Raw genomic sequence first — 24,226 nt, forward strand, 5'->3', positions numbered from 1 at the left:
GTACAGATATAGACGGAAGCTGGCATTTTCACTATACTCTTCTTATAGACGCCATCGTACAGAAGGTTGGTGATGATCATGCCAAAGATTGTGGCCACAGAAGAGCAGTGGATTCAGATCGGTATACACCGGTTTGCACAGAACGGGACCGAGGGCCTTGTCATTGAGAAAATGGCGGCAGAGCTTGGATGCAGCAAGAGCAGCTTTTACTGGTATTTCAAGAATCGCCAAGAGTTTCTCCATCGAATTGTTCAAGAGTGGATTAATATGAGCACGAGCCAGGTCATACGTACCTCTCTGGAAACTGCGGCGGCTGAGCAGCAGCTCGAGAGCTTGCTTGACCAGATGTTCTCTGCAACCCGCAAAGGGGATTTTCTCTTTTACTTAAGGAAGCTGGCGAGCACCGATCCCGCTTATCAGCCGGTCATTGACCAGATGGAGCAGAAGAGAATGGACTACGCAGAGGAACTCTTTAGGAGAGCCGGCATGTCTGACGAACGCGCCAGACAAAAGTCAGTGATCCTGTATCACTATTATCTGGGCTGGTATGAGCGGCACAAGCAGGCTGAGATTGCGGATGAAGAGCTGCAGCGGCATATTCGCATGCTGCGTGAGCTTATTATTGAAATTTAGGAGGTATACAATGGTTGCACTGTTCACTTGGATCGTAAGCAGCATATTGATTGTACTCAGCGGGGTTCATGTGTACTGGATGCTTGGCGGGAGGAAGGGCGTTAGGGCAGCGATTCCAAGTGACAACGGCGGGCGGCGATTTCATCCGTCGAAAGCAGCCACAGGAGTGGTTGCCTTGGCCCTTGCCAGCTCCGGGTGGTTCACCCTCGAACTTGGCAGGATGTTCCACAGCTCCCTGTTTCCCGGGTGGCTGCTGGTCTATGGAGGCTGGGGCTTGTCGCTGGTATTTATCCTTCGGGCAGTCGGGGATTTCAGATGGATGGGCTTCTTCAAGACGAGGAAGGGGACTCTGTTTGCCGAATGGGACAGCATTTTGTTCACACCGCTGTGCCTCTTCCTGGGATTAAGTCTCGGCATGATCACGATGTTCAGGTAGACGTATAGCCCTACCATTCCGTGTCCGTCAGACTTAAATTCTTGAAGAAAAAAAATGATACGGAGTATCTATACCGTGTTAAATATTTTTAATTGGATATCTTTACAATTTTAATTTTGTGTTTTAGTATAAGTAGGCAATTAACTTACTTTTGGAGGTATACAATGAAGAAGTTAACATCTTTTTTTCTTGCTTTCGTTTTTTTGTTCACATCTAGTTTAGTAACACATGCTTCATCAAGCTGGACAGTAAAATCTCCATTACCGCAAGGCTTATACTTTTTAGCCACTGCATCTGTAGATGGTAAGGTATACGCAATGGGAGGTTATAATGCAAGCCATCCCGTTCCAGTTCTCTATGAGTATACCCCTAGTACTGATAAGTGGGTCAGGAAAGCCGATATGCCTGAAGCCAGAGCTGGACTTACTGCAACTTCTTATAACGGGAAAATATATGTCTTCGGCGGAAGCTGGGGTTCAACAACAAATGCAAAAGTTTTTGAATACAATCCCAAGACAGACACTTGGACACAGAAATCCACACCTCCTGTGCATAGAAATGGTGCGGTTGCTGTGACGCTAAATAATAAAATTTACTTGGTCGGCGGCGGCTGGAATTCAACAGCATATACCAATGTAGATGTTTATGACCCTCAAACTGATAGTTGGACAACGGAAGGCAAACTAAATTCAACATACGGAGAGGGTTTTGGTGCTGCTGCTGCTGAAGGGAAAATTTATATTTTTGGCAGAACCCAATATGAATCTTATGATCCTTCAACAAAAACCGCAAAAATTGAAGGAACAATGCCAAAGGAAAGTGTGTATCATAGTGCTGTTTCACTAAATAACAAAATCTATATTAGCGGCGGACAAATAATTACTTATACTGGCGGTGTTGCTACGGCAAGTGTTACGATGTTTGATCCAACGACGAACAGCTTTACTGAAAAGGAATCCATGAATGATACTAGGTTTCGCCATTCCACTGTAGCAACAGATAATAAAATTTATGCTATCGGTGGTCATTATACAGATCGAGTCGAAGAGTATACGTTAACTGGTACTGATACTAATCCACAACTACCAGATCCAATTTATGAAGATGCTAACAGGGCTATTCTTACAATTAATTTAACAAGTGGAATAGAAAAAGAATACGATTTAACTATGGCAGAGATTAATGCATTCATTGCATGGTATGATTCAAAGGCAAGCGGAAGCGGACCTTCCTATTACATTTTTAACAAAAATTGGAATAAAGGGCCGTACAAGAGTCGTACGGAGTACATCATATTTGATAAAATAGTAACGTTTAGCATTGATGAATACACCCTTTAAAATGGCTTGCTCGATTAGCGAATTACTATCTAGGTGCTGATTCAAAAGGCTCATTGGATTGGACTTTTGATCCCCATAATCATCATATTAGTAGTAAGAATGGCGTCACAGGGTCTTATTCCAGTGGCGCCATTCTCTGCTATACTCTTTCTCCCGCCAAAAATCAGTTCAGGCTGTTCATTGCTTCTCTGATTGCTGGACTAAGACTGAAGGAATTAAGGTTGGTCTCGATCGATTCGGCACGTGTTGCTCCACTGGAGGATCAAAGGCCTGGCCTGTTTTACCGGTAAAGATCCCCAAGGCTGCTGCTTGTTTGTTTTCCTTTTGCATCATAAACCCCGCCCAAATCATTGAAGCATACATTAGAGCTATCCTCGTTAAGGATCTGTGCGTTTAAGACGCGAGTGATCATCAGTGTCATTTCTTGACGCGTAATGGTTTGGTTAGGCCGGAGACCAGAGGCATGCTTGCTAAGCAAGAGAAAACAACTTGCTTTTCTACCATCTCATTCTGCGTTGTTCCTTCCATTCTGTTATATGCTAAGATTATGGTTATAATCTGAAATGAATGCTTTTAAATCTGTTAATGGTTAGTATATGCGTTATGCCATGAGCCCCCTTACTAAACTTTTTTCGACATATTTTGTTTTTCGACTTGATTAATATAGCAGGAGAGCAAGTCGTGCAACAATCACTAAAACAAGAAAAAAATCGTCTTTTCCCTTTACCCGCTAGCCCCAATTATCACAGGATGGCATATGAATATACAGCCTTTGGAATACCGACATTATTCCCCGCATAATAAACACATGTAGGCTTTACATTATGCAAGTAGAGGGGATAGTGATATGAAAGCAGTCTTATATCATGCATACGGGCCGCCGGAAGTGTTAGTTCCCCAAGAGATAGCCAAGCCCATTCCCCAAGACCATGAATTGCTGATAAAAATTCATGCTACAACCGTTTCGGCCGGTGATTGCAGGATGCGTAAGGCCGACCCGTTCGCAGCACGTTTCTTCAATGGTCTTATGAGACCTGCAAGAATCCGGACGCTTGGCTTTGAGCTTGCTGGCGAGGTGGAAGCTGTCGGCAGGAAGGTCACCCGGTACAAGGCAGGCGACCAAGTTTTCGCTTCGTGTGGAATTAAATTCGGTGCATACGCAGAATACCGTTGTCTGCCTGAGGATGGCGTGATCGCTGTCAAACCGTCCAACTTGGACTACAGCCAAGCTGCCGCCGTGCCGATTGGCGGAGGTACAGCTTTACGTTTTCTCCGTGCAGGGAAAATTCGGGCCGGCCAGAAGGTTCTGATCTATGGCGCTTCCGGCAGCGTCGGCACCTATGCGGTTCAGCTGGCTGCCATATTCGGCGCGGAAGTAACCGCCGTGTGCAGCACAGATAACGTTGAGCTGATGAAATCGTTGGGAGCCAGCCGGGTCATTGATTATACCTCTACGGACTTTACTCAACTGGAGGAACAGTATGATCTCATTTTTGATACGGTGGGCAAGACCAACCCAGCGCGCTGCATCAATCGATTAAGGCCTCGTGGCTGCTACCTGAACGCATTCAGTCCCGGATCGCTTCGGATGCTGAACAGACAATGGATGAAATGGAGCAGCGGCAGGACTTTCATTACCGGAGCCGGACCGGAGAAGGCAGAGCATCTGCTCTTTCTCAAAGAGCTGTTGGAATCGGGCGAACTAAGACCAGTCATTGATAAAGCTTATCCGCTTGAGCAAATAGTCGAAGCTCATCGTTACGTGGACACCGGACGGAAGAAAGGTAATGTCGTTATTCATGTGCAGCAGCCGTGATTCTGTCCAGGCGTATTTCTCTTTAGTAGGTAACGAATGCAATTGAAATTATAAGGAAGGACATTCTTATGAATAGAAAGTCCCTTAAGGCATATTTCATTTTGTCCATCATTATGGCCATATGCTTGAGCTGTCAAAACAATGACAAGCCGAACTTGACAACGCTGGATAAAACACCCCGGGAGTTTGAATCCTTTTGAATCCTTTTGAATCCTTCTATCCGGGAGATATTACAAATGTAAGCTCCATTGAAATATTGAGTGGAGACGGGGGGGAAAGGAAAACGATCAACGACAAATCAGTTATTAAAGAATGGCTAGAAAAGATTCGTCATGTACAAGTTGTCCCCGAGCCCGACCAAGAAGACTACACCGGTTTCTTATATGTTTTTACTTTATATGAGCATGGAGAGGAAATGTTAACATTCTCCCCCCTCATAATCAATGGCATAAAAGTAGAAAGCAGCGACGAAATCGTATCTCTTATGCATGAGCTATATTTTTTGGAGAGCAACAGAGCAGCATGAAGCATGAAAGAGAGCCCCCCTGCACCAAGTAACATTAAATGAATCCGGTGTATGGACGCCTCTACTTAACCTCTTGTTAAGCAACCGAATAAGCCATAACCCCCCGTCCACCGCAGGTTATGCTGGTTAAGAAGACAACGCCGGACGTGCCATCAACGCCAACCAGCCCCCGTCAGATCCCCGATCCGGCTGACCCCCATCTTATCGAGCTGCTCTGGCAGCTCCTCAATAATCGTGCGGCAGACGAACGGGTCCACGAAGTTGGCTGTACCAACCGCAACCGCGCTGGCACCCGCCAGGAAGAACTCAATCACATCCTCAGCGTCCATGATGCCGCCCATCCCAATAATAGGAATCTTCACAGCCTGGCTGACCTGATAAATCATCCGGATGGCAACCGGCTTGATGGCCGGGCCTGACAGCCCGCCTGCGCCGTTAGCCAGCACCGGCCTGCGGGTCTTCAGATCAATACGCATACCGAGCAGCGTGTTGATCATGGACAAGCCGTCAGCCCCTGCCTCCTCTACCGCCAACGCCATCTCCACGATGTCCGTCACATTCGGGGACAGCTTGACGTAGACCGACTTGTTGGACACCTGTTTCACCTGCCTGGTCAGTTCGGCTGCAACAGCGGGCACGGTTCCAAATGCGATGCCGCCCTTCTTCACGTTGGGACAGGAAATGTTAAGCTCCAGAGCCTGTACATTAGGCGCTTTAGACAAGGCTTCCGCAACGCGGACATACTCCTCTGCCTCCGCCCCTGCGATATTGGCGACGACGGGTACATCATATTGGGCAAGCCAAGGCAGCTCCTTCGCCAGCACATCGGTTAGGCCCGGATTCTGAAGCCCGATCGCGTTCAGCATGCCCCCGGGCGTTTCCGCCACACGGGGAACCGGGTTGCCGAAGCGCGCCTCCGGTGTCGTCGCCTTCACAGCAATCGCGCCAAGCAGACTCAGATTATACAGCTCCGCATATTCACGGCCGAAGCCGAAGCAGCCCGATGCGGGCATGATTGGATTTTTCATCCGGAGTCCGGGCAGTTCTACCTGAAGTCTGTTCATAGAACCACCTCCCCTACAGGAAAAACAGGGCCATCTGTGCATACCTTACGGTAGGCGGCCCCCTCCGAATCGTTCTGCAGCCTACACACACAGGCCAGACAAGCCCCGATCCCGCAGCCCATGCGCTCTTCGAGAGATACATACCCTCTGCTGCCGAGCCTGCTTGCCTCCAATGCCCGCAGCATGGCAGCCGGCCCGCATGCATAATAGACATCGCAGGTGGTCATACCCTCCGCTCTAAGCACATCCGTCACATAGCCCTGCAGCCCGCGGCTGCCGTCCACTGTAGCAATATGCGTGGGTCCAAGTGCCTCGAACCGCTCTCTGTAAAACATATCCTTGGCCGATGCGAAGCCCAGTACATGCACTACCTGAACACCGCGGCTCGTCAATTGGCGGGACAAGCAATAGAGTGGCGGCACGCCGATTCCGCCTCCGATCAGAACTGCTGTCTCCCCTGGCGCAGCCGCATCAACCGGAAAACCGCTGCCGAGCGGACCCAGGACATCCACCTGCTCACCTGGCCTCCGCTCTGACAGCAGCTGCGTACCCTTGCCCTCCGCCCGGTACACTATTTTAAAACGTCCCAACGTCTTGTCTACGTCGCAAATGCTGATCGGCCTGCGCAGCAGCGGATCGACGCCCCCGCTTACCTTCACGTGCACGAACCGTCCCGGCTCCAGCATGTCCGCAGCCATGGTTCCTTACAGCACCAGCTCATAGATCCGGTCCGCAATTCTGTCATGGCTCACAACTCTGCATAACTCTGTTTTCATGCTCCGACTTCCTTTTTTTAGTCCACCTTACCGCGAACCCCCTGCATGGTCTGTGGATTAAGTCACAGCGTTCGGGCTTGAATTGGGACTGACAGCCGACCATTCCTGGCCTGCCGATTTTACAATGCCTTCTGCTCAATAATCAGAAACCGGTCATGTACTTCTTCAAGGACAATCAGACCTTTCCCAATAATCTCACCCTCATCATCTGCATGCTCCCGCATGACAACCGCCATAAGCGCAGATTCATCCTGAGGCAGATACTTACAGGTATATAATCTCCCCGCTTCCAGACTTAGAAAGTGCTCTCCAGCCCGGAGCTTGACCACCCGTTCACCTGACGCACGATCAATAACGGTCTCATTGTCACCCTCCCTGGCTAGCAGGAACTGACTGTCTCCGGCCTTACTTAGACGGATATGTATCGGCCATGTTCCCACAACCTCCTTGCTTGACCGGGCAGGATCGAAGCAGGTAAGCGTGGTTGATCGGCTGATAAAGTTATCCTTGTAATACATGACCCTTCCTTCGTGGATAAAATAATCCGCGAGTGAGCATTCCCTGCCGCAGCTCTCTATTTCGAAATCATCGAGGGACAGCTCACCAGTCCGTACACCACGAACCAGTTCATCGATGGAGATGAGGAACAGATGATCCGATATGTGGGGCTCAACACGGTCGCTCCTCCAGACTGCCTCCTTTTCTCCAGACATGTACTGTCCCGACTTAAATAGAAGCTTCAAAGTACCATCTTCGCATTCCAGCAACTGCAGATCTTCAAAGTCAATCGGAATCGCGCCCTCCGGAAGGACAAGACATTCCCGGCCAACACTATCCAGCAGCAGCCACTTAACCGCCCTCTCGCCGAACAGCTGCATCAGCGCATACCTTGCATTAATGCCCCTAAGGGTATAATGAGCGTTCTGCCCTTCTCCGCTGCCTGCAATTTCAGCTGGCTTCAGACTCATAATCTCCGTGGTCTCCAAGGTTCTGCAATTCAGCTTGTATATCGTGACCCTTTGCTCTTCAGGATGATCCACAGTGTAATACAATGTTCCTTCCGTCCCGGAACCGCTAACATGTGTTATATTGTCTTGGGGAAAAATGAACGTCCGCCAAGCCGCTTCAGGATAGGAATACCATGCGGCCCCTTGGTACGTCATATCTTCGTCTGGCTGCCACGTATCGCTGACCATCGTATATATGCGGGTCTCATCCATATAAACATTCGTCATGTAAAGGATATATCCCGGTACTCCGTTAATCTTCGTAAATGGCATGTATGCCTCCTTCTTAAACGTCTATCCCGTTTTCTTGTGGTACCCCTATACTGGCCACACTTGATAGAGTGACCAGTATAAAACCACGTCATCCGCCCAGCTCTTAAAGGATCGATGCCGTTTATTTTCCATCAAGTGCAATAGTTACTTTCCCGCTCTTAATTTGTTCTTCCTGAACGGTAACCGCAAGACCTCTGCCACTAACGGTTACAGGCGGATTGACCGCCTGTTACATCCTGCCAATATCAGGTGGGTTCCATGCATATAGCTAATTAGGCTGGAATTGAACATAAATATTCCCTTTTCTTACAATCTATAATAAAACTATATGAAGCAGGTATTCGTCTGTCAATTAGTATGAAAGCTAGCCTTGCCTGCTTTATAAACTTAACGATACTTATAATTACAATGAACCTATACATTGAGGTGTACCCATGAATGTTGAATGGCAAAAGTTCTTCAAGAACAAGATGACTTATCTAAGCCTGATCGCTCTACAGGTCATTGCGCTTTTGGCTATATGGAAGGGAGCAGCCTATTTCAGTGAAGAATACGATCTGGCTGCGAGATTGTATCATGACTACCCGGATGCACTGGCACTGTTTTCATCGCATCAATACTGGGTTGGTCTATCAGACACATTCTTTTCTTCTTTCTATTACTTTGTGTTCCCCCTTCTCGTCTCTCTGCCTGTTGTAGATAGCTTTTACAAGGAGAAAGCAACCGGCTATCTTAATTTCGAGCTGCTTCGGGTAAGCCGGCGAGCCTATTTCGCAAAGAAGTTTCTTTTTGTGTTTGTTTCTTCTTTCTTTATATTTACTATTCCACTCGTCCTATCGATGTTGTTCGCAAATGCAATGAGCGGAAATTGGAATTTTGAAAGCTACTCGACGGCTTATAGTAAGCTGATTAACGGAACAGCAGCCCTTCCGGATACGAATATCTTTTTTTCACAGGAAAAGCTTTTATTTTCAGAACTATTACAAACCTCTATTTACCTGTATATTCTCGTCTACTATTTTATTGGCGGACTCTTTGCCGGGGTCTATGCATGCTTTGGGCTTGCCGTTTCTCTATTCCTTAACAATCGCTATCTCATTCTATTTATTCCAATGTCTATCTACTTGGGAATGTGGACTATCTTTACTCTTCTTGGATTGCTGGCATGGGATCCATTCAACTTTTTGGATCCGAGACAGCCTGTCTCAAAATTGTCTTATGCATCAATGATCGTTATGTTTGGTCTTCTTCTAGCCGCTACCATTACTACCTATATTATAGGAGTGAAGAGGCATCGAGATGTATTTGCATAAGGCAATAAACTATGCGATTCGGGATGTCGTCGACAAAAGAGTATATATCGCTTCGTTAATGATAGTGCTGCCTATAGTAAATCTACTGAGTGTCCTTCCCATTTCTACATTTACCGCGGCGTCTTGGTCATCCGTCCAAGATCTGATTCGATTACTAAGGTTTGAGTTCTTTTTTTGCCCTCTCCTCATTATCCTGCTTGGTTCACTATTAGAGCTTAGGGTATGGGAAGTTATAAGGAAATATGGGTGCAGAGTGGAAATTGTCATTCACCAAACCATTCTAATCTTTATCGTATGCGCTATATTTACATTTTGCGTGTTTACCTTTGCGGCTCTCACAGCTCTACTAGCGGAATACTTGCCGCTTAACGGTTCCAGATCACCGTTTCTTCTTTATGCCCCAGAAGGAAGGAACGAAGCTTCTATGCTGTTGTTTATGTTCTCTTTTTATTCCATCTCATCTTTAGTAGGTCTACTCTACTTTCTCGCCAGATCATGGTTAGACAATGGATTCTTGTCGGCCGTTGCGGTTATTTCTATGGTTGTGCTGGATCGGTTTACAATAGCTGTCATTCCGAGAGTGTTCAACTTAGGCCTTGCACCTCTTCCCTTAAAGGTGTTCGTTATTGCTCTTATAACGGCAAGTGCAATGGTCATGGTATGGATAACCCGGTGGCGCTTTAAATCAATAGATTTCAGCGGTTAGGGTGAGATCGTTTGAATCATATATTATCTGAGTACAGATTGTTAAAGAAAGAAATCTTCAAGGCTGGCTTCATCACGTTATTGATATCTGCTTTAATAAGTCTGCTATATGCGGCTGACGGAACTCTATACTCCATCCATTCGTCAAGCGAAGTGGTGCGACTGATATTTGGTTCAGTCACTCACACACCGTTGAATTGGGTTTACTGGATTATCTTGTGCGTCGCATACCTTATCATGCTGCAATTCATATGGAAATCCAATTTACATCTGTTTGAGATCCTTCAAATTTTGCGGTTCAGAAATATCTCACGGTACTGGATTTCAAAATTCCTTTACGGGCTTCTATTTACTATTTTTTATGTCCTGACTTTTATTCTCGCCACCTATATCATGTGTTATTTGTTTGGAGTAAGCATCGATATGGACAGTTATGTGACTTGGATTTTTCTATGTTTAAGTCTGAATTTGTACATTCATGCTTTACTGTGGTTGGCCATAAAGCTGTTTTTCTCCGTAGAAGCCGCCCATATTATGACTGTAGCCTTGTTCTATGCGGGTGTGCGGATTGTTCAGCCCTATGCCCCCCTTTACTACAGCATGTATGAACACATCAGCCCACAAGTCATGGTTGTATTCTTACTAGAAGCAGCCGCTATTGCGATTCTAGTTACGCTCATTTTATGGAGAGCTAAAAAAATTGATTATTTCTAAGGAGAATGAGTCCAATGTCTGTTGTCGTAAAATTGAATAAAGTAAGCAAAAAAATAAAAGGCAGGACGGTACTTGATAACGTAACGATTACTCTGGAAAAAGGGAAGGTTATTGGGTTTGTGGGCCATAACGGCTCAGGCAAGTCTATGCTATTTCGTATCATTACAGGTCTTGTAAGGCCATCCTCCGGGGAAGTGACCGTTCTTGGCGAAACGCTTAACAAAGAAGCTTCATTTGCAAGAAATACCAGCGTTATTCTAGAAAAACCCGGATTTCTGGATCACTATTCCGGGTATGACAATTTGAAGTTTCTGGCTGATATTCAAAAGAAAATCGGCTCAGAACAAATTCATGCAGCGATTCAACGAGTAGGATTGGACCCGGCAGATAAACGTCCTGTAAAATCATACTCATTAGGCATGAAGCAAAAGCTTGCCATAGCCCAAGCTATCATGGAAGAGCCAGACCTTATTTTATTGGATGAGCCTATGAACGGTTTAGATGAAGAAGCTGTAAGCAGAGTCTATTCTATTATCAGAGATGAAATCGATCGGGGAGCGACAATTTTATTGGCATCCCATCATAAAGTGGATATTGAAACGCTGTGTAACGAGGTCTACAAAGTGAATTCCGGAGTTGTTACTGGGGCAGAAAAATAATCTGCCCCAAAACTCTTTTATACGCTCATACGAACGACTCAGGGGCGGTTTCGAAAACTACTAAACCACCGTCACAATAATCGGCTTATCCTGCGTTATGATAATCGTGTGCTCATGCTGCGCGACGAAGCTTTCGTCCGGGACACTCAGCGTCCAGCCATCAGGCTGCTCCAGCACATAATTCGTACCTGTCGACAAGAACGGCTCGATCGTGATCACCATGCCTTCCTTCAGGCGGCGCTTGTCGTGCTTGTTGTAGGTCGGCAGAATTTCCGAAGGCGATTCGTGGATGGACCGGCCGACGCCGTGGCTGCACAGATTTTGAATAACCTGATAGCCGCCCTTAGCCGCCTCCTCCTCAATAATCCGGCCTATCTCGTTCAGCCGTGTACCATGCTTGAGCGACATGATCACCTTCATCATCGTCGCATGCGTATGATCGCACAGCCGGGTCAGATCCGGGTTAACCGGCTCCAGCTGGAACGAGTGGCCCGCATCGGCAAAATAGCCGCCCTTCTCCGCACACACATCCACATTGACCAGGTCGCCCGGCTCCATAATCCGATCTCCGGGGATGCCGTGTGCCACCTCGCGGTTGATGCTGATACACGTGTAGCCCGGAAAATCATATACCTTCTTCGGCGCCGATACCGCGCCTTCGCCTTCCATCACGCGGCGGCCGATCTCATCGAGCTCTCGTGTCGTTATGCCCGGCTTTGCGTGCTTCTTCATCTCTTGTATTGTCAAGGCTACAATCCTACCGATCTCCTGTAAGCCTTTAATATCCTCTTCCGTCTGCACGATCATGCTGCAAACTCCTCTCTGCCCGCTGTATATCCCAGTATTTTACCATATTCATTCAATTATCAAAAAGACACCCTGCCCAGCCCGCAATTCATGCGGTCAGCCGGTTAGTTCGTACCAAGCTTGTAGATGGCCTTATTCTCCAGTCCCCGGATCATCGGTGTCCACGGCTCCGTCTCCGGCGTCGTGTCGAGCGCATCCTCTACCATCTGCAGCTTCGCATCAAGCGCGTCGATATGGTGGAGCGCAACCGCTTCAGCCGTCTGCGGCTGAACCGGACTTCCCCATTCGCCAAGATTGTGATGGGACAGCACCAGATGCTGCAGCCCAAGGACGCACTCGGCATCCAGCGGTATGCTGCTGTGAATCGCCGCTTCCGTAATCCAGTTCGAAGCCATCGCAATGTGGCCGATCAGCTTGCCGTGCAGGCTGTATTCGCTGACGATGCCGAGCTGTGCGACCATCTCCTCCGGCTTGGCGATATCATGCAGGATAATGCCTGCCTTAACATAATCCGGCTTCAGGAACGGCCGCTGCTTGCAGATGAAATCCCCCAGCTCAAGCATCCGCGCCATGTGATAGGCAAGCCCCGCAAAATACGCATGATGATGCGTCTTCGCTGCCGGATAATGCATCAGCTTCTCCTCCACCTTGCCTACACAGTAGGCCACAATCTGCCTGATCTGCTCATCCTGTATGCTATTCATCGACTGCTTGATCGCATGCACAAGATCCACCGGGCGGATTGGCGCCGAGCGGATGAAATCCGTGATGCTCACATTATCCTCGTCCGTCACCTTGCGGATTCGCGTTACCTTCACCTGAAGCCGTTCCCGGTACAGCTGCACAATGCCCCGTACCTTGACCAGCATCATCGGGAAGAAGGTTTCCTTGTCGGCCGTGCTCACATCCCAGTATTTTGCCGAAATCTGACCGCTCGAATCACTCAGCACGATGTCAAAGTAATCCTTCGGAGGCGTCGCATTCGTCTGTCTAACGTCCAATTCCTTCAATAAATAGTAGCCCGTGAATTCATCCTGCGGGCTGAGCTGCTTAATCTCTGTCATGCCGGTTCCTCCCCACTATGGTAGAAACCATTATACTATGAAGTTCAGCTGTCGGCATCCTTATAAGGAACAGTGGATTCAGTAACATTAGAGCAAACAAACATGAGCCCCCTTCTCTGGGGGCTCAATAACTTTATGAGGACTTTGTTCTTCCAACCGTTACTCTATCGCGTGCTGCGGCGTGTGGTCTTGGTTATGCCGGAACTGCTTTTTCGTCCATTCCGCATAGGAAGAATGCGTTTCAAGCAGTTCATGGTGACGTCCCGTGCCGGTAATCTGTCCGAATTCAAGAACGACGATCTGATCGGCGTTCGTTACGGTCGAAAGCCGGTGTGCAATAACGACCGTCGTGCAGCTGCTCATCAAGCGCTGCAGAGCTTTCTGAACTTCATGTTCAGAATCACTGTCAAGGCTTGCAGTCGCCTCGTCCAGCAGCAAAATATCCGGATTGCGCAGCACTGCCCGGGCTATGGCAATACGCTGCTTTTGCCCGCCCGACAGCCGAATGCCTCGTTCGCCGACCTCCGTATCATAGCCATTCGGCAGCGAACTGATGAAGTGATGGGCATAGGCCAGCTTACTTGCTTCAATCATTTCTTCTTCCGTTACCGGGTCCATGCGTCCGTAGACGATGTTGTCCCGAATCGTTCCATGAACAAGAGGGCTTTCCTGTGAGACATAACCGATCCTGCTCCGAAAAGATGCGATGTCGAAGTCATCGATCGGTTGGTCACCATAGGTGATCATTCCTTTTGTGGGCGAGTAGAACCGTTCAATAAGCGAGAAAACAGTCGTTTTCCCGCTCCCACTCGGGCCAACCAGTGCAGTGACCTGTCCGGCACGCAAGGTGAGATCGACGTTTTTAAGTACCGGCTCATCAGAAGAATAAGCGAAGCTTACACTGTTGAACACGAGATCGCGCTGGTCGCTGGGCATTGCAAGGCCTTTCGCTTCCTGTTCGGCTTCCGCTTCAAGAATAGCCTTCAATCTATCGGCTGCTCCTGACACCTTCTGCAGATTAGAATAGAAAGTAGCAAATGTGTTAATTGGGAGTATAACTTGGAACAAAAGCAGAACGAATGAAACGAGAACTCCCGTACTTAAAGCACCCGAAGAGACACGCATGCCTCCGTAAGCCACGACAGCAACAAGAAGCACGACCATGATCATGGACATGAGCGGGGAGAGAATCGCGTATATCTTCGTTTCCCTCATACTGAGCCGAAAAAGATTGTCAACTTTCTCGAATCCGTTTGTTTCCTCGCGCTTTTCGGCATTTGAATATTTCACCAGCCGGATTTCCCCAATGACCTGAGTCAATACGGAGGCGAACTGCGCCAATTGATCATACATTTTCATTGAGATGCCGTACATTTTACTTCCGATCGGTACAATGATGGCCGCACCGAGCGGGGCAGCAAGCAGAACGACAAGTGTCAGCCGCCAATCCAGCCAAAATAGAATCGCGAGTGCGCCGATGACCGTTAACAGGTTGGAGAAGAAAGAAATCAAATGTTCGGTAATGAGCGTTCGGATCTCGTCCGTATCATTGGCAATTCGGCTCATTACATCCGCTGACCGGTGCCTGTCAAAAAAATGGATCGGCAGGGATAACGTCTTACTCCACAGTCGTTTCCGTAGCATCGTAACCGTCTGATTTCCCGCGTAAGCCAGCATATAGTAAGATACGCCCGAGGTTAAAGCCTCTAAGAGGAAAACACCGACCAGCAGGGCAATTAATCCTCCATTCACTCCTCCGGTTGTAAACTGGTCGATGAATCGTCCCGTCATCACCGGCCAGACGAGACCGGTTAACGAAGAAGCGATGCTCAGCAATGCGGCTGTGCCCAGCAGCATTTTGGGCATGCCGGACAGGCTCACAAGTTTGTACAGATAACTAACCGACGATTTCTTCACATGTCCGCTTGTTTCTTTTTCGAGTTGTACCTCCATTGCATAGTTCCTCCGTGAGTCCGCTAATTAACTTAACGACTTCTCATCCCATTGAGTAAAGTGTGGATGGCTTTGCGATAGAGAGTTAAAGGTTCTTCCGGAGAGTATTTCGATATATCGCTCAACCCCTCGAACATGGCTTCCAAAATTATAGCCAGCATATGTGAATCGTCCTTGGCCAATTCTCCATGTTCCATGGACTTCTCCAGCATCTTCCGAATGGAGGCGATATGGTTGGTGATATAGGCATCTACCATTTCCTTTACTTCGCTGTTATCCCATTCATCGTCGAAGAATTCGTCTGCCGCCTTCGTTAAAGGGTGATTCGAGTTGCTGTCGAGCAGATGCTCGGCCAGCGCATACAAAGTATCTTCAATCGTCGTGTACTGATTCGCTTTCTCTTCCCATTGGGAATTGAATTCCCGGTCCCATTCCTCCAGCAAATACATAAACAGCCCTTCTTTGTTGGTGAAATGATAATAAATGTTGCCTTTGCTTCCTCCCGCAAGCTTCACAATGTCTTCGATTGAAGTTCCTTTATATCCCTTTTGGGCAAAGAGAATCTTTGCCGCCTCGGCAAACTTCTTCTTGGTCTCTTCGCTCTGGATCTGCTTTTTGCTCATTTGCTCTGCTCCTTTATTAATTTTCCCTGTAGTACGCTATTGTGAACAAAATACTTCTTATAGTAAAGATAAATCGTAAGCAGCACAATGCCTTCCGACAGAGGGACAGCGATCCATACCCCTTGAATCCCAAAGAATGGCGGCAGTACGGCCAGGAAAATCAGCATCAGGATAATCTCCCGGGCAGCGGTAACCCAGATCGCCATTTTCACATGATTGATCGATTGAAAGTAAGTCATCATTACAAAGTTAACACCGACAAAGAGGTAGGCGATCGAAAATACTTTAATCCCGTTTACGGCAAGATCCGTCACTTCCTGCGGAAAATCGCCGAAAATTTTGACGATCGGTGCTGCCCAAAGCTGTGTAACTAGCAGTAGTAGCACTCCGGCTACCAGTCCGGCTTGAGTGGCAATCCGTACCGTATGGCGTTTTCGTTCTTCCTGCTGTGCCCCGTGATAATAACTGATTAAAGGCTGTATAGCCGAACCCAGCCCCAGAAAAGCCAACAACATTACGCCGTGCAGATAACTCAGTGTGGAAAAAGCCGCTACTCCCGCTGTGCCGGCCAATCGTTCCAACACGACATTATGAGCTACCGTAAAGATAGACATGCCGACTTCCGCGATAAAGCTGGGGAAGCCGATTAGGATAATGACCATCAGCATCTTTTTATTCCACTTGAATTTCCGGAACTTTAAGTGCGTATCCTTTTTCAGGAAATGTGAAGACAGCACCAGCAGTCCGACAAACGCGGCAGTCATTGTTCCGATCGCCACGCCCTGCACCCCCGTATCCAGTACATACAGGGCAATAGAGTTAAATAGGACATTGGATAGCGCAAAAGTGACCTGAGCGGCCATGGCTAGATTCGGATTTCCGTCGTTCCGGACGAACACGCTAAGTGCACTCTCAACGGTGATGATAAACCCGAACAACAGCATGATCTGCAGATAAGCAAAAGCGTGAGGATACGTCTCCTCATTAGCTCCTAACGCGTAAACCAAAGGTTCCCTGAAGATATAGGCGGTAACCCCGATGATAAGGGTCACCATAAAAATAAGCGTCAACGACTGGGAAAAGACCTCCTTGGCCTTCGTGTAATTCTTTTCGCCCATTGCTTGGGAGTAGATGGTTGCACCGCCTATTCCAATCCATAGGGACATCGCCGCAAACAGGGTATAAGCCGGACCTGCGATCCCGACTCCCGCCAAGGCTACAGCCCCCAGTTTATTGCCGACCATGATACCATCGATGATAAAGTTGGCTCCCATGATCAGCATGCCCAGAAGCGAAGGAATCAGGTATTTTAGAAAAGCGCGACCTATTGATAAAGTTTCTAATGGATTTACAGCATGGGTCTCTCTCATGACATTTTCCCATCTCCTTTATGAGTTCCAATTTCTTCTATTGTATTTTGAATGAACGTTCAGTATACATCTTAACAGACCTTTTCTATTTTGGCTATGTGTTTGGCTAAAACTTGGGCACTGTCAATATAAAAAAAACGACCCGCCGCTTGGGACAGGTCGTCTTGTAAAGATATTCTTAACCATCATGCAAATGCTTGCTGAACTAAGCCTTGGTCCTGCGCAGCAGAACACCAGTCCTACAGCAGGCCTGCCTTAATCAAGCCATTGCGGATGCCGCCTTCATCGACATGCGTGGTCACATAGTCGGCATAGGGAATCAGCTCAGGATGTGCGTTCCCCATAGCAATGCCAAGACCAACGTACTCCAGCATCTCCTTATCGTTCAGACCGTCGCCGAACGCCACCGCTTCCTCCTTGGAGATGCCAAGCAGCTCCAGCATAGCCGCGATACCCTGAGCCTTGGAGCCGCCTGCCGGCAGCACGTCCATCGCCTGCGGATGCCATCGGATCAGCTTCAGCTCGGACAGCAGCTCTTCATACAGATGCTCTTCCCCTGCTTCGCAGTGCAGGAACATCTGGAAGATATCATTGCTCTTCCAGTAATCCGGGTCATAGCCCGGCATATCTACCTTCAGCGACATAACCGAATCCTTCATGAACGGATGCAGCTCCGCATCGGTATAGTATTCATTTTCACCCTGGAACACAAGAGAGTGGCCGTGCTTAGCCGCAACATTGACCAGTGCCTCAATGCTGCTTCGCGACAGCAGTCTTCTATAGATCGGGTCGCCCTTGTAAACCGCGTAACCGCCATTGAGGGTCACGTAGGAGTTAATTCCGAGACTCTCCGCCAGCGGCTTGATGAAATATGGTGCGCGTCCGGTCGCGATAACCGGCTCTATGCCTTTGGCCTTCAGTTCATGTACCGCATCCATCGTGTCCTGCGGAATCTGCTTTTCCTCGTTAACCAGCGTGCCGTCGATGTCGAAAAACACAATTTTGTATGCCATCTGCATTCTCCTATCCGTCTGCCGGCCTGACCTGCCTGCCAGCTTTGTCTGTGTGCTGCTTGTACATGCTTCCTATAAGTAAACACCGAAACGGAGCAGAAGGCAACTAACGAGATGTGGCAAATATCCATATACAGGAGAATGGGCAGCTTCCTCTCGCCCTACAGCTTCAAATCCGACACCAGTCCCTGCTCACCCGGTAAAATAAACGGCACGGCATGAAGCACGCCACCCCTTAGCACGCACAGATTGTAGCCGATCCGGTCGACGTAGCGGATCGACTCCTCGCCGCACGGCTCGAAGCCCACTGAAGCGCCTGGAGCCGTAAACGTCCCAACCCCGTGAAAACTCCCGAAGAACGGATAATGAATGTGGCCAGACAGCAGCCCTAGCACATTCTTCCCCGCGATCGCCTCCGCCAGCTCTTCATGGTTAATCAGCCGATGCTCATCCAGCAGACCGCCTGCCGTCAGGCCCGCCGGATGGTGAAGCGCGATGAGCGTGCCGCCGGAAGCCGGCTCTTCCAGCACCCTGCGCAGCCAGTCCATTTGCGCCTCGTCTATCCGACCCGGCACCTCGCCCGGCAGCAGGGAATCCAGGACGATCAAGCGGACATCATCAATATCGACCGTGTAGTAGTAAGGGTCATCCCCCGATTCACCGAGGTAGCCTTCGCGGAACGGTCCGCGCAGGTCGTGGTTGCCCAGTGCCGGATACAGCGGAACGCCGCCGAGCGCAGTCATCTCTTCATTCATCAGCTGCCGCAGATACCGGTAGTCTTCCGCATCTCCGTCATGGGTCAAGTCCCCGCTCACCACGACGAAAGCCGGCTTGACCGGCAGCGTCCGGATATGCGCGAATACCCGCCGCATGTTGGCGGCTGCCTCCACACCGTACATCGGTGTAAGCCCCGGCTTATTCACATGCGTGTCTGTCAGATGGATAAAATACAACTCCTTGCCGCTAACCGCTACCATGACAGCAGCCTCCTCTCCTCACTACTTTATATCTCCACAACAGGCGTCACAGGCCCGGAGTTCAGGCAAAACCTCCGGAGCGCCTCCACAACTCCGTCTCCGTACCCCGCTTCACACACATAGTCCGCCTGTGCCTTCAGTTCATCCGGACTATTCGCGACAGCAACACCAATTTCTGCCGCCAGCAGCATATCGAGATCGTTCATCTGATTCCCGATTGCCATAATCTCATCCGGACGAATGTCCAGCCGCTCTGCCAGCCGCCGCAGCGCGGCTCCCTTGCTCTGGCCGGGCGGGATGATCTCCCAGTAATTAATCTCCGACTGAAAGGTGGAATACTGCAGCTTCAGCCCCGGCTGATGCCGCTCCCAGAGCGGCCGGATGACGTTCATATCCCCCATCAGAATGACCTTCTGCACCCTTCCCATCCGCCAGGAACTATCCGCCGTACGGTCAACGAGCGAGCAGGCAACCTTCTCCTTGGCCTCGTATGCGGCAACCGGCTCCGAAGCCCGGAACACCGAGACGCCGCCCTCCCCAAACATCAGCACATCCACCAGCTGCTCATCTGCTTCCTCAAGCAGTCCGGCCAAATCGTCCAGCATGAAATCCTGGCTCTCCACAATTTGTCCTGTACAGGCCAGAACCGACCCATTGCACAAAATATATGGCAGCTGCAGCTGCAGCTGCGTCTCGAAGGCCGCTGCCGTAAGGAATGGCCGTCCGGTTGCGAAGGTAAACAAGCCTCCCCGTGATGTAAATTCCTTCACAGCATCAATGACCGACTTCGACAGACTGTGGTCAGGCGACAGCAGCGTTCCATCCAAATCACTGACAATAAGGCGTATTGCACTCATGAATTCCCTCTCCCTGCTGCACATATATGTAATAAGTCAGACAACAGACAAAAAAACCCGGGCATCATCAGCGTACGGGTCTGCATACAGCATGCAGCATGCCGTTTTCACGACAAGGACAAGTACGAGGCAGCATCCAGATGCCTTCCCTGTACAGCCTAAAGCCTGTCCCGCAGCGCTGATTGGTAGCTCCAAGGTTTTCTCATCGTCTCCACCTTAGGATTGTCAATCTCACGTCTTACCAGAATTGATGATGGCCGACGGACACGAAGTCCGCGTTATTATCCAGTGCTTCCTGAATCTCTTCCTCATAGCGGATCAGACCGCCGACGATCAAGGGCTGGCTGACCTTGCCTTTGACCTCTCTAATAATCCGCGGCATCAGGCCGGGCATAAGCTCCACTTCATCGGGCTTGCTTGTATGAATCATCCGGATTGCCGTCTCCACGGCTGCCGTATCAATCGCGAACACGCGCTGAATGCTGCGAATTCCCGCATGGCGTGCTGCTGCAACTGCGTTGCTCTTCGTCGTCACAATACCGTCCACCTTGAACGTCTGCGCCATGTACTGAATGGCGGATGTATCGCGGCCGAGACCGTTTACCATTTCCATATGCACATAAACCTGCTTGTCTGCTTCATGCAGCTGCTTCACGATGGACGCCAGCGTTGTAATGTCCCCGGTCATCAGGTTGACCCGCCGGACGCTGCTTGCCAGCACCTTCTCGATCTGCTCCACTCTTGTAATTGAAGCGATGATCCTCTCTTTCATCCTGCACCTGCCTTCCTTGTTCCGCATGACTGTCTACTTAATGCCCGAATGGATGAAGCTGTTCATGAACTGCCGTTGGAAGAGCATGTACGCAATAATCAGCGGTATGATGACGATGATCGTCGCCGCGGTCACTTCACTCCACTGCGCTCCCGTCTCGAACGACTGCGCAAAGATCGCCAGTCCAACCGTCAGCAGACGATTTTCCACCGAGTTCGTCACGATAAGCGGCCAGAGGAAGTTGTTCCAGTGGTAGCTGACCGACACAACGCCGAAGGATATGTAGGCCGGACGCGAAAGCGGGACATAAATTTTCCATAGAATCTGCCACAGACTACATCCTTCCATCCGTGCCGCCTCATCCAGCTCGTAGGGCAGTGTCTTGAACATCTGACGGAGCAGGAACACGCCGAAGGCGGAGGCCAGGTACGGCATCATGATGCCTAGCTTCGTATCGAGCAGCGACAGATCGCGGAGGGTCGTATAGTTTGGGAAAATCAAAATATCCGCCGGAATCATAATCTGGGCCAGGAACAGAACAAAGACAAGCTGCTTACCCCAGAAGTCAATCCGCGCGAAGGCGAACGCCGCCATAGTGGCCGTCAGGAACTGCACAGTGAAGATTCCCACTACCACGAGCAGCGTGTTCAGGTAATAGGTCGAGAATGGTGCGCCCTGCCAGACATGGCTGAAGTTCGCGAGTGTAAAATCAAACGTGATCGAAGGCGACAGCGCCAGCTTCTTCGGTCGGAATGCGGTCCAGAATGTCCATACGAGGGGGATAAGCCAGATGATGGCCATCGCATACATCAGGGTGTAGCTGATTTTCTTCGTCATGTATGGACTCCTCCTAGCGGTAATGGATCTTCCGGTCCAGTCCGAAGAACTGAATGGCGGCAATCAGCAGCAGCAGCGCAATCATGACGGTGGTCAGCGCGGATGCCATGCCTTGATCCCAGAATTTAAAAGCCATCTCATATACATAGTACAGCAGCAGGTTACTGGCATTGTCAGGCCCGCCCTTGGTCATAATCCAGAGATGGTCAACCAGCTTGAATGAATTGGTCAGTGCGATGATTGAGACGAACAGCGTCGTCGGCATCAAGAGCGGGAACGTGATCCGCCAGAACACCTTCCACTTGGGTACGCCGTCCACTTCGGCAGACTCATACATTTCCTGAGAAATATTTTGCAGTCCGGCCAGGTAGAACAGCATGAAATAACCGGCTTCCTTCCATACCACCATGATGATCATGGCGATCATGACAAGGCTCTGCGTGCCCAGCCAGTTAATATCCCCCACGCCAAAGTTTGCGAGGAAACGGCTCAGCATACCGTAGCCCGGCGTGTAGATAAACAGCCAGATGTTGCCAATCGCAATCATCGGAATCAGCGTCGGGTAGAAGAATGCTGTCCGCACCAATCCTTTGGCCCTGACAATCTTGTTGGCGAACACTGCCATCAAGAGCGCCAGCAGTATACTTGTCGGCACAGTCCCGACCGCAAACCAGATGTTATTCGTGAATACTTTCCAGAACACGTCATCTTCCATCATTCCCTTGTAATTGTCCAAGCCTATGTAGATGGGCTGGGGCGTGCTCAAGTCAGCCATGTAGAAGCTGGTCTTGAGCGCCCCGGCCACGGGGTAGAAGGTGAACAGAATGAGAAAGATGAGGGAGGGAAAGAGCAGCATCCAAGCGAATGCGTTCATCTTCAATTTGTTGCGTCTAGCTGTCTTCACAAGCAGCCCCCCTCAAATTCGTCCTTACTTGTTAAATGGCGCGAGCACCTTGTCCGCTTCTTCCTGCGCCTTTTGCAGGGCAGCAGCCGGATCAGCGCCGCCGGTCAGCACCGATTGCAGGCTGTCATTGAACGCCTTCACGACCTTGCCGTTGTTATGGGTGGACAGCTCGGCCGATGCGTACTGCAGCTGGTCGCGGGCAACAAGCGCCTGCGGGAACTCTGCGGTGTAAGCCTTCATTTTCTCCGTCTCATATGCGGATTCACGCGGTGCAACATAGCCCGTATCAATACTCCACTGCGCCATACGCTCCGGCTCGGTCATGAACTTAATGAACTTCCATGCCGCCTGCTGCTTCGCTTCGCTCGTACCCTTAAAGATGTAGAAGTTGCCGCCGCCGGTTGGTGTACCGTGCTGCTTGCTCGCCGGCAGAATGCTCACGCCGAAATCGAACTGCGCGTTGTTCTTGACGTTAGTCAGGTTGCCTGTCGTGTGGTACATCATAGCCGTCTTGCCTTCGATGAAGTCGGATGGAACAGTAGCCCATTCGATCGAGCCCTCCGGCATCGCCTTGTGCACAGCGGACAGGTCACGCCAGAATGTAAGAGCTTCGACGTTCTCCGGCGTATTGAAGAATACCTGCTTGCCGTCGTCAGACATCAGGTTCTTGCCGTTCTGCAAGGCGAAGGTCTGGAACATCCAGTATTGGAAGCCGGTTGTCGGAATCTCAAGACCCCACTGGCCGTCCTTCGTCAGCTTCTTCGCATAGTCAGCCAGCTCATCCCAGGTTTGTGGCGCCTTCTCCGGATCCAGTCCAGCCGCCTTAAAGGCCTCCTTGTTGTAGTAGAGAACGATCGTGCTGCGCTGGAACGGAATCCCCCATGTCTGGCCGCCCGTCTGGGAATTGGCCATGAAGCCAGGGTAGAAGTCATTAATATATTCGTCGCCGCCGTCTGCAGCGATCATGTCGTCAAGCGGAACGATTGCGTCCATGTCCAGCAGCGTGTACAGCTCCGTGCTCAGCAGAACCGCTACATCCGGCGGCGTCTTGCCTTGTACGGAAGCCTGTGTCTTAATCATCGTATCGTCGTAGCTGCCGGTGTAGACAGGCTTGACTGTGATGTTCGGATTTTCCTTCGTAAAATCAGCCGCCATCTGCTCAATAATCTGTGTCAGCGGGCCGCCAACGGCCACAGGGTAGTAGAATGTCAGCTCCACCTTCTCGTCCGTGCTTGCCGCTCCGCCGTTCTCGGCAGCCGCTGGCTCGTTCGAGGCTGGTGCCGCACTGCCCCCATTATTCGCCGTGTTCGAGGAACAGCCCGCCATGATCATGATGCTTGCGAGTACTAACAGAATCGCCTTCATTTTTGAACGCATGTTTTCTCTACTCTCCTTTGGTTTGAATGTTACGAATGTATATAACACGGGTCCGTCCGGCCCGGCTGGCTACCGAAGCCCGGATACCCGGTGTTAACGCTGCTCGATTGACTCTGTCCCATGAACATACTAGCGGCTTGTCCCAGCCTGCGCGCTGCGATGCTGCCCCTGCCCGTTACGAGTCCTAACTATAAAGGCTGTTTATCAGAACAGATGCGAGGAAATGTTTACGTATTGTAAAAGTTCCGGGCCGTTGTGAAGGATGCAAAAGCGCACGCCAAAAACCCTGTTCGAAGAAGCCTCTAGCATGTCCGCGGACAAGCCAGGCTGTCATCAAACAGGGTTTTCTCATCATCTCAACCCGTACATTTGTATGCATCTGTTAAAGCCATTATAGGGTTGCAGCGTCA

Annotated in this window: 22 protein-coding genes and 1 pseudogene; 8 read left to right on the forward strand and 15 right to left on the reverse strand. The window is 49.8% G+C overall.

Annotation, left to right across the window (positions count from 1 at the left end; genetic code table 11):
• Positions 1 to 72 precede the first annotated feature (72 nt).
• The 5 genes from L1N82_RS19230 to L1N82_RS19250 all read left to right on the forward strand — a co-directional run bounded on the left by L1N82_RS19230 (position 73) and on the right by L1N82_RS19250 (position 4,751).
• Positions 73 to 633 (forward strand): TetR/AcrR family transcriptional regulator, encoded by a 561-nt coding sequence (locus L1N82_RS19230; protein ID WP_235289085.1) that lies wholly within the window; start codon positions 73 to 75, stop codon positions 631 to 633.
• 10 nt (positions 634 to 643) lie between these two features.
• The gene (locus L1N82_RS19235) at positions 644 to 1,069 is read left to right on the forward strand and encodes a DUF3995 domain-containing protein (protein ID WP_235289086.1); all 426 of its coding nucleotides are present in this window, start codon (positions 644 to 646) and stop codon (positions 1,067 to 1,069) included.
• Between the two features lie 164 nt (positions 1,070 to 1,233).
• Positions 1,234 to 2,409 carry a Kelch repeat-containing protein gene (locus L1N82_RS19240; protein ID WP_235289087.1) on the forward strand — a complete coding sequence of 392 codons (1,176 nt, stop codon included), beginning with the start codon at positions 1,234 to 1,236 and terminating at the stop codon, positions 2,407 to 2,409.
• 847 nt (positions 2,410 to 3,256) lie between these two features.
• Complete coding sequence (locus L1N82_RS19245) at positions 3,257 to 4,225, forward strand: NAD(P)-dependent alcohol dehydrogenase (protein ID WP_235289088.1); 969 nt, start codon at positions 3,257 to 3,259, stop codon at positions 4,223 to 4,225.
• Between the two features lie 196 nt (positions 4,226 to 4,421).
• Positions 4,422 to 4,751 carry a hypothetical protein gene (locus tag L1N82_RS19250; RefSeq protein WP_235289089.1) on the forward strand — a complete coding sequence of 110 codons (330 nt, stop codon included), beginning with the start codon at positions 4,422 to 4,424 and terminating at the stop codon, positions 4,749 to 4,751.
• Positions 4,752 to 4,903: 152 nt separating this feature from the next.
• On the opposite strand, the gene L1N82_RS19255 is transcribed toward L1N82_RS19250, so the two are convergent.
• The 3 genes and pseudogenes from L1N82_RS19255 to L1N82_RS19265 form a co-directional block, all read right to left on the reverse strand.
• Entirely contained in the window at positions 4,904 to 5,815 is a 912-nt protein-coding gene (locus L1N82_RS19255; RefSeq protein ID WP_235289090.1) for a dihydroorotate dehydrogenase, read from the reverse strand.
• Positions 5,812 to 6,591: pseudogene (locus L1N82_RS19260) on the reverse strand (dihydroorotate dehydrogenase electron transfer subunit). The gene L1N82_RS19255 and the pseudogene L1N82_RS19260 overlap by 4 nt, the downstream one beginning before the upstream one ends.
• A gap of 119 nt (positions 6,592 to 6,710) precedes the next feature.
• Positions 6,711 to 7,871 (reverse strand): hypothetical protein, encoded by a 1,161-nt coding sequence (locus L1N82_RS19265; protein WP_235289091.1) that lies wholly within the window; start codon positions 7,869 to 7,871, stop codon positions 6,711 to 6,713.
• A 434-nt stretch (positions 7,872 to 8,305) separates the two neighbouring features.
• Here L1N82_RS19265 and L1N82_RS19270 point away from each other — a divergent pair, with 434 nt between their 5' ends.
• The 3 genes from L1N82_RS19270 (at position 8,306) to L1N82_RS19280 (ending at position 11,262) form a co-directional block, all read left to right on the forward strand.
• On the forward strand, positions 8,306 to 9,184 hold the full coding sequence (locus tag L1N82_RS19270; RefSeq protein WP_235289092.1) for an NADH dehydrogenase FAD-containing subunit: 879 nt from the start codon (positions 8,306 to 8,308) through the stop codon (positions 9,182 to 9,184).
• Positions 9,185 to 10,312: 1,128 nt separating this feature from the next.
• Positions 10,313 to 10,603 carry a hypothetical protein gene (locus L1N82_RS19275; protein WP_235289093.1) on the forward strand — a complete coding sequence of 97 codons (291 nt, stop codon included), beginning with the start codon at positions 10,313 to 10,315 and terminating at the stop codon, positions 10,601 to 10,603.
• Between the two features lie 14 nt (positions 10,604 to 10,617).
• Positions 10,618 to 11,262 (forward strand): ABC transporter ATP-binding protein, encoded by a 645-nt coding sequence (locus L1N82_RS19280; protein ID WP_235289094.1) that lies wholly within the window; start codon positions 10,618 to 10,620, stop codon positions 11,260 to 11,262.
• Between the two features lie 60 nt (positions 11,263 to 11,322).
• Here L1N82_RS19280 and map read toward each other — a convergent pair whose 3' ends face one another.
• The 12 genes from map to L1N82_RS19340 form a co-directional block, all read right to left on the reverse strand.
• Positions 11,323 to 12,069, reverse strand: a complete 747-nt coding sequence (gene map, locus L1N82_RS19285; RefSeq protein WP_235289095.1) for a type I methionyl aminopeptidase — start codon at positions 12,067 to 12,069, stop codon at positions 11,323 to 11,325.
• Positions 12,070 to 12,173: 104 nt separating this feature from the next.
• Positions 12,174 to 13,133 (reverse strand): 3'-5' exoribonuclease YhaM family protein, encoded by a 960-nt coding sequence (locus L1N82_RS19290; RefSeq protein WP_235289096.1) that lies wholly within the window; start codon positions 13,131 to 13,133, stop codon positions 12,174 to 12,176.
• A gap of 159 nt (positions 13,134 to 13,292) precedes the next feature.
• The gene (locus tag L1N82_RS19295; RefSeq protein WP_235289097.1) at positions 13,293 to 15,086 is read right to left on the reverse strand and encodes an ABC transporter ATP-binding protein; all 1,794 of its coding nucleotides are present in this window, start codon (positions 15,084 to 15,086) and stop codon (positions 13,293 to 13,295) included.
• Positions 15,087 to 15,118: 32 nt separating this feature from the next.
• Positions 15,119 to 15,709: a TetR/AcrR family transcriptional regulator gene (locus L1N82_RS19300; RefSeq protein WP_235289098.1), complete on the reverse strand. Its 591-nt coding sequence runs from the start codon at positions 15,707 to 15,709 to the stop codon at positions 15,119 to 15,121.
• Positions 15,706 to 17,079, reverse strand: a complete 1,374-nt coding sequence (locus L1N82_RS19305) for an MATE family efflux transporter (RefSeq protein ID WP_235289099.1) — start codon at positions 17,077 to 17,079, stop codon at positions 15,706 to 15,708. The genes L1N82_RS19300 and L1N82_RS19305 overlap by 4 nt, the downstream gene beginning before the upstream one ends.
• A gap of 239 nt (positions 17,080 to 17,318) precedes the next feature.
• Complete coding sequence (locus L1N82_RS19310) at positions 17,319 to 18,092, reverse strand: Cof-type HAD-IIB family hydrolase (protein WP_235289100.1); 774 nt, start codon at positions 18,090 to 18,092, stop codon at positions 17,319 to 17,321.
• Between the two features lie 161 nt (positions 18,093 to 18,253).
• A complete protein-coding gene (locus tag L1N82_RS19315; protein ID WP_235289101.1) occupies positions 18,254 to 19,069 on the reverse strand; it encodes a metallophosphoesterase family protein in 816 nt (271 codons plus the stop codon).
• Between the two features lie 26 nt (positions 19,070 to 19,095).
• The gene (locus L1N82_RS19320) at positions 19,096 to 19,926 is read right to left on the reverse strand and encodes an HAD family hydrolase (RefSeq protein WP_235289102.1); all 831 of its coding nucleotides are present in this window, start codon (positions 19,924 to 19,926) and stop codon (positions 19,096 to 19,098) included.
• Between the two features lie 238 nt (positions 19,927 to 20,164).
• Positions 20,165 to 20,698, reverse strand: coding sequence for a glycerol-3-phosphate responsive antiterminator (locus L1N82_RS19325; RefSeq protein WP_235289103.1), 534 nt, complete (start codon positions 20,696 to 20,698; stop codon positions 20,165 to 20,167).
• A gap of 33 nt (positions 20,699 to 20,731) precedes the next feature.
• Positions 20,732 to 21,535 (reverse strand): carbohydrate ABC transporter permease, encoded by an 804-nt coding sequence (locus L1N82_RS19330; protein ID WP_235289104.1) that lies wholly within the window; start codon positions 21,533 to 21,535, stop codon positions 20,732 to 20,734.
• Between the two features lie 13 nt (positions 21,536 to 21,548).
• Positions 21,549 to 22,409, reverse strand: coding sequence for a carbohydrate ABC transporter permease (locus tag L1N82_RS19335; RefSeq protein WP_235289141.1), 861 nt, complete (start codon positions 22,407 to 22,409; stop codon positions 21,549 to 21,551).
• Positions 22,410 to 22,463: 54 nt separating this feature from the next.
• Positions 22,464 to 23,816 carry an ABC transporter substrate-binding protein gene (locus L1N82_RS19340; RefSeq protein WP_235289105.1) on the reverse strand — a complete coding sequence of 451 codons (1,353 nt, stop codon included), beginning with the start codon at positions 23,814 to 23,816 and terminating at the stop codon, positions 22,464 to 22,466.
• Between the last annotated feature and the right edge of the window lie 410 nt (positions 23,817 to 24,226).

This window comes from Paenibacillus tarimensis, assembly GCF_021532315.1.
GTDB lineage: Bacteria > Bacillota > Bacilli > Paenibacillales > Paenibacillaceae > Paenibacillus_I > Paenibacillus_I tarimensis.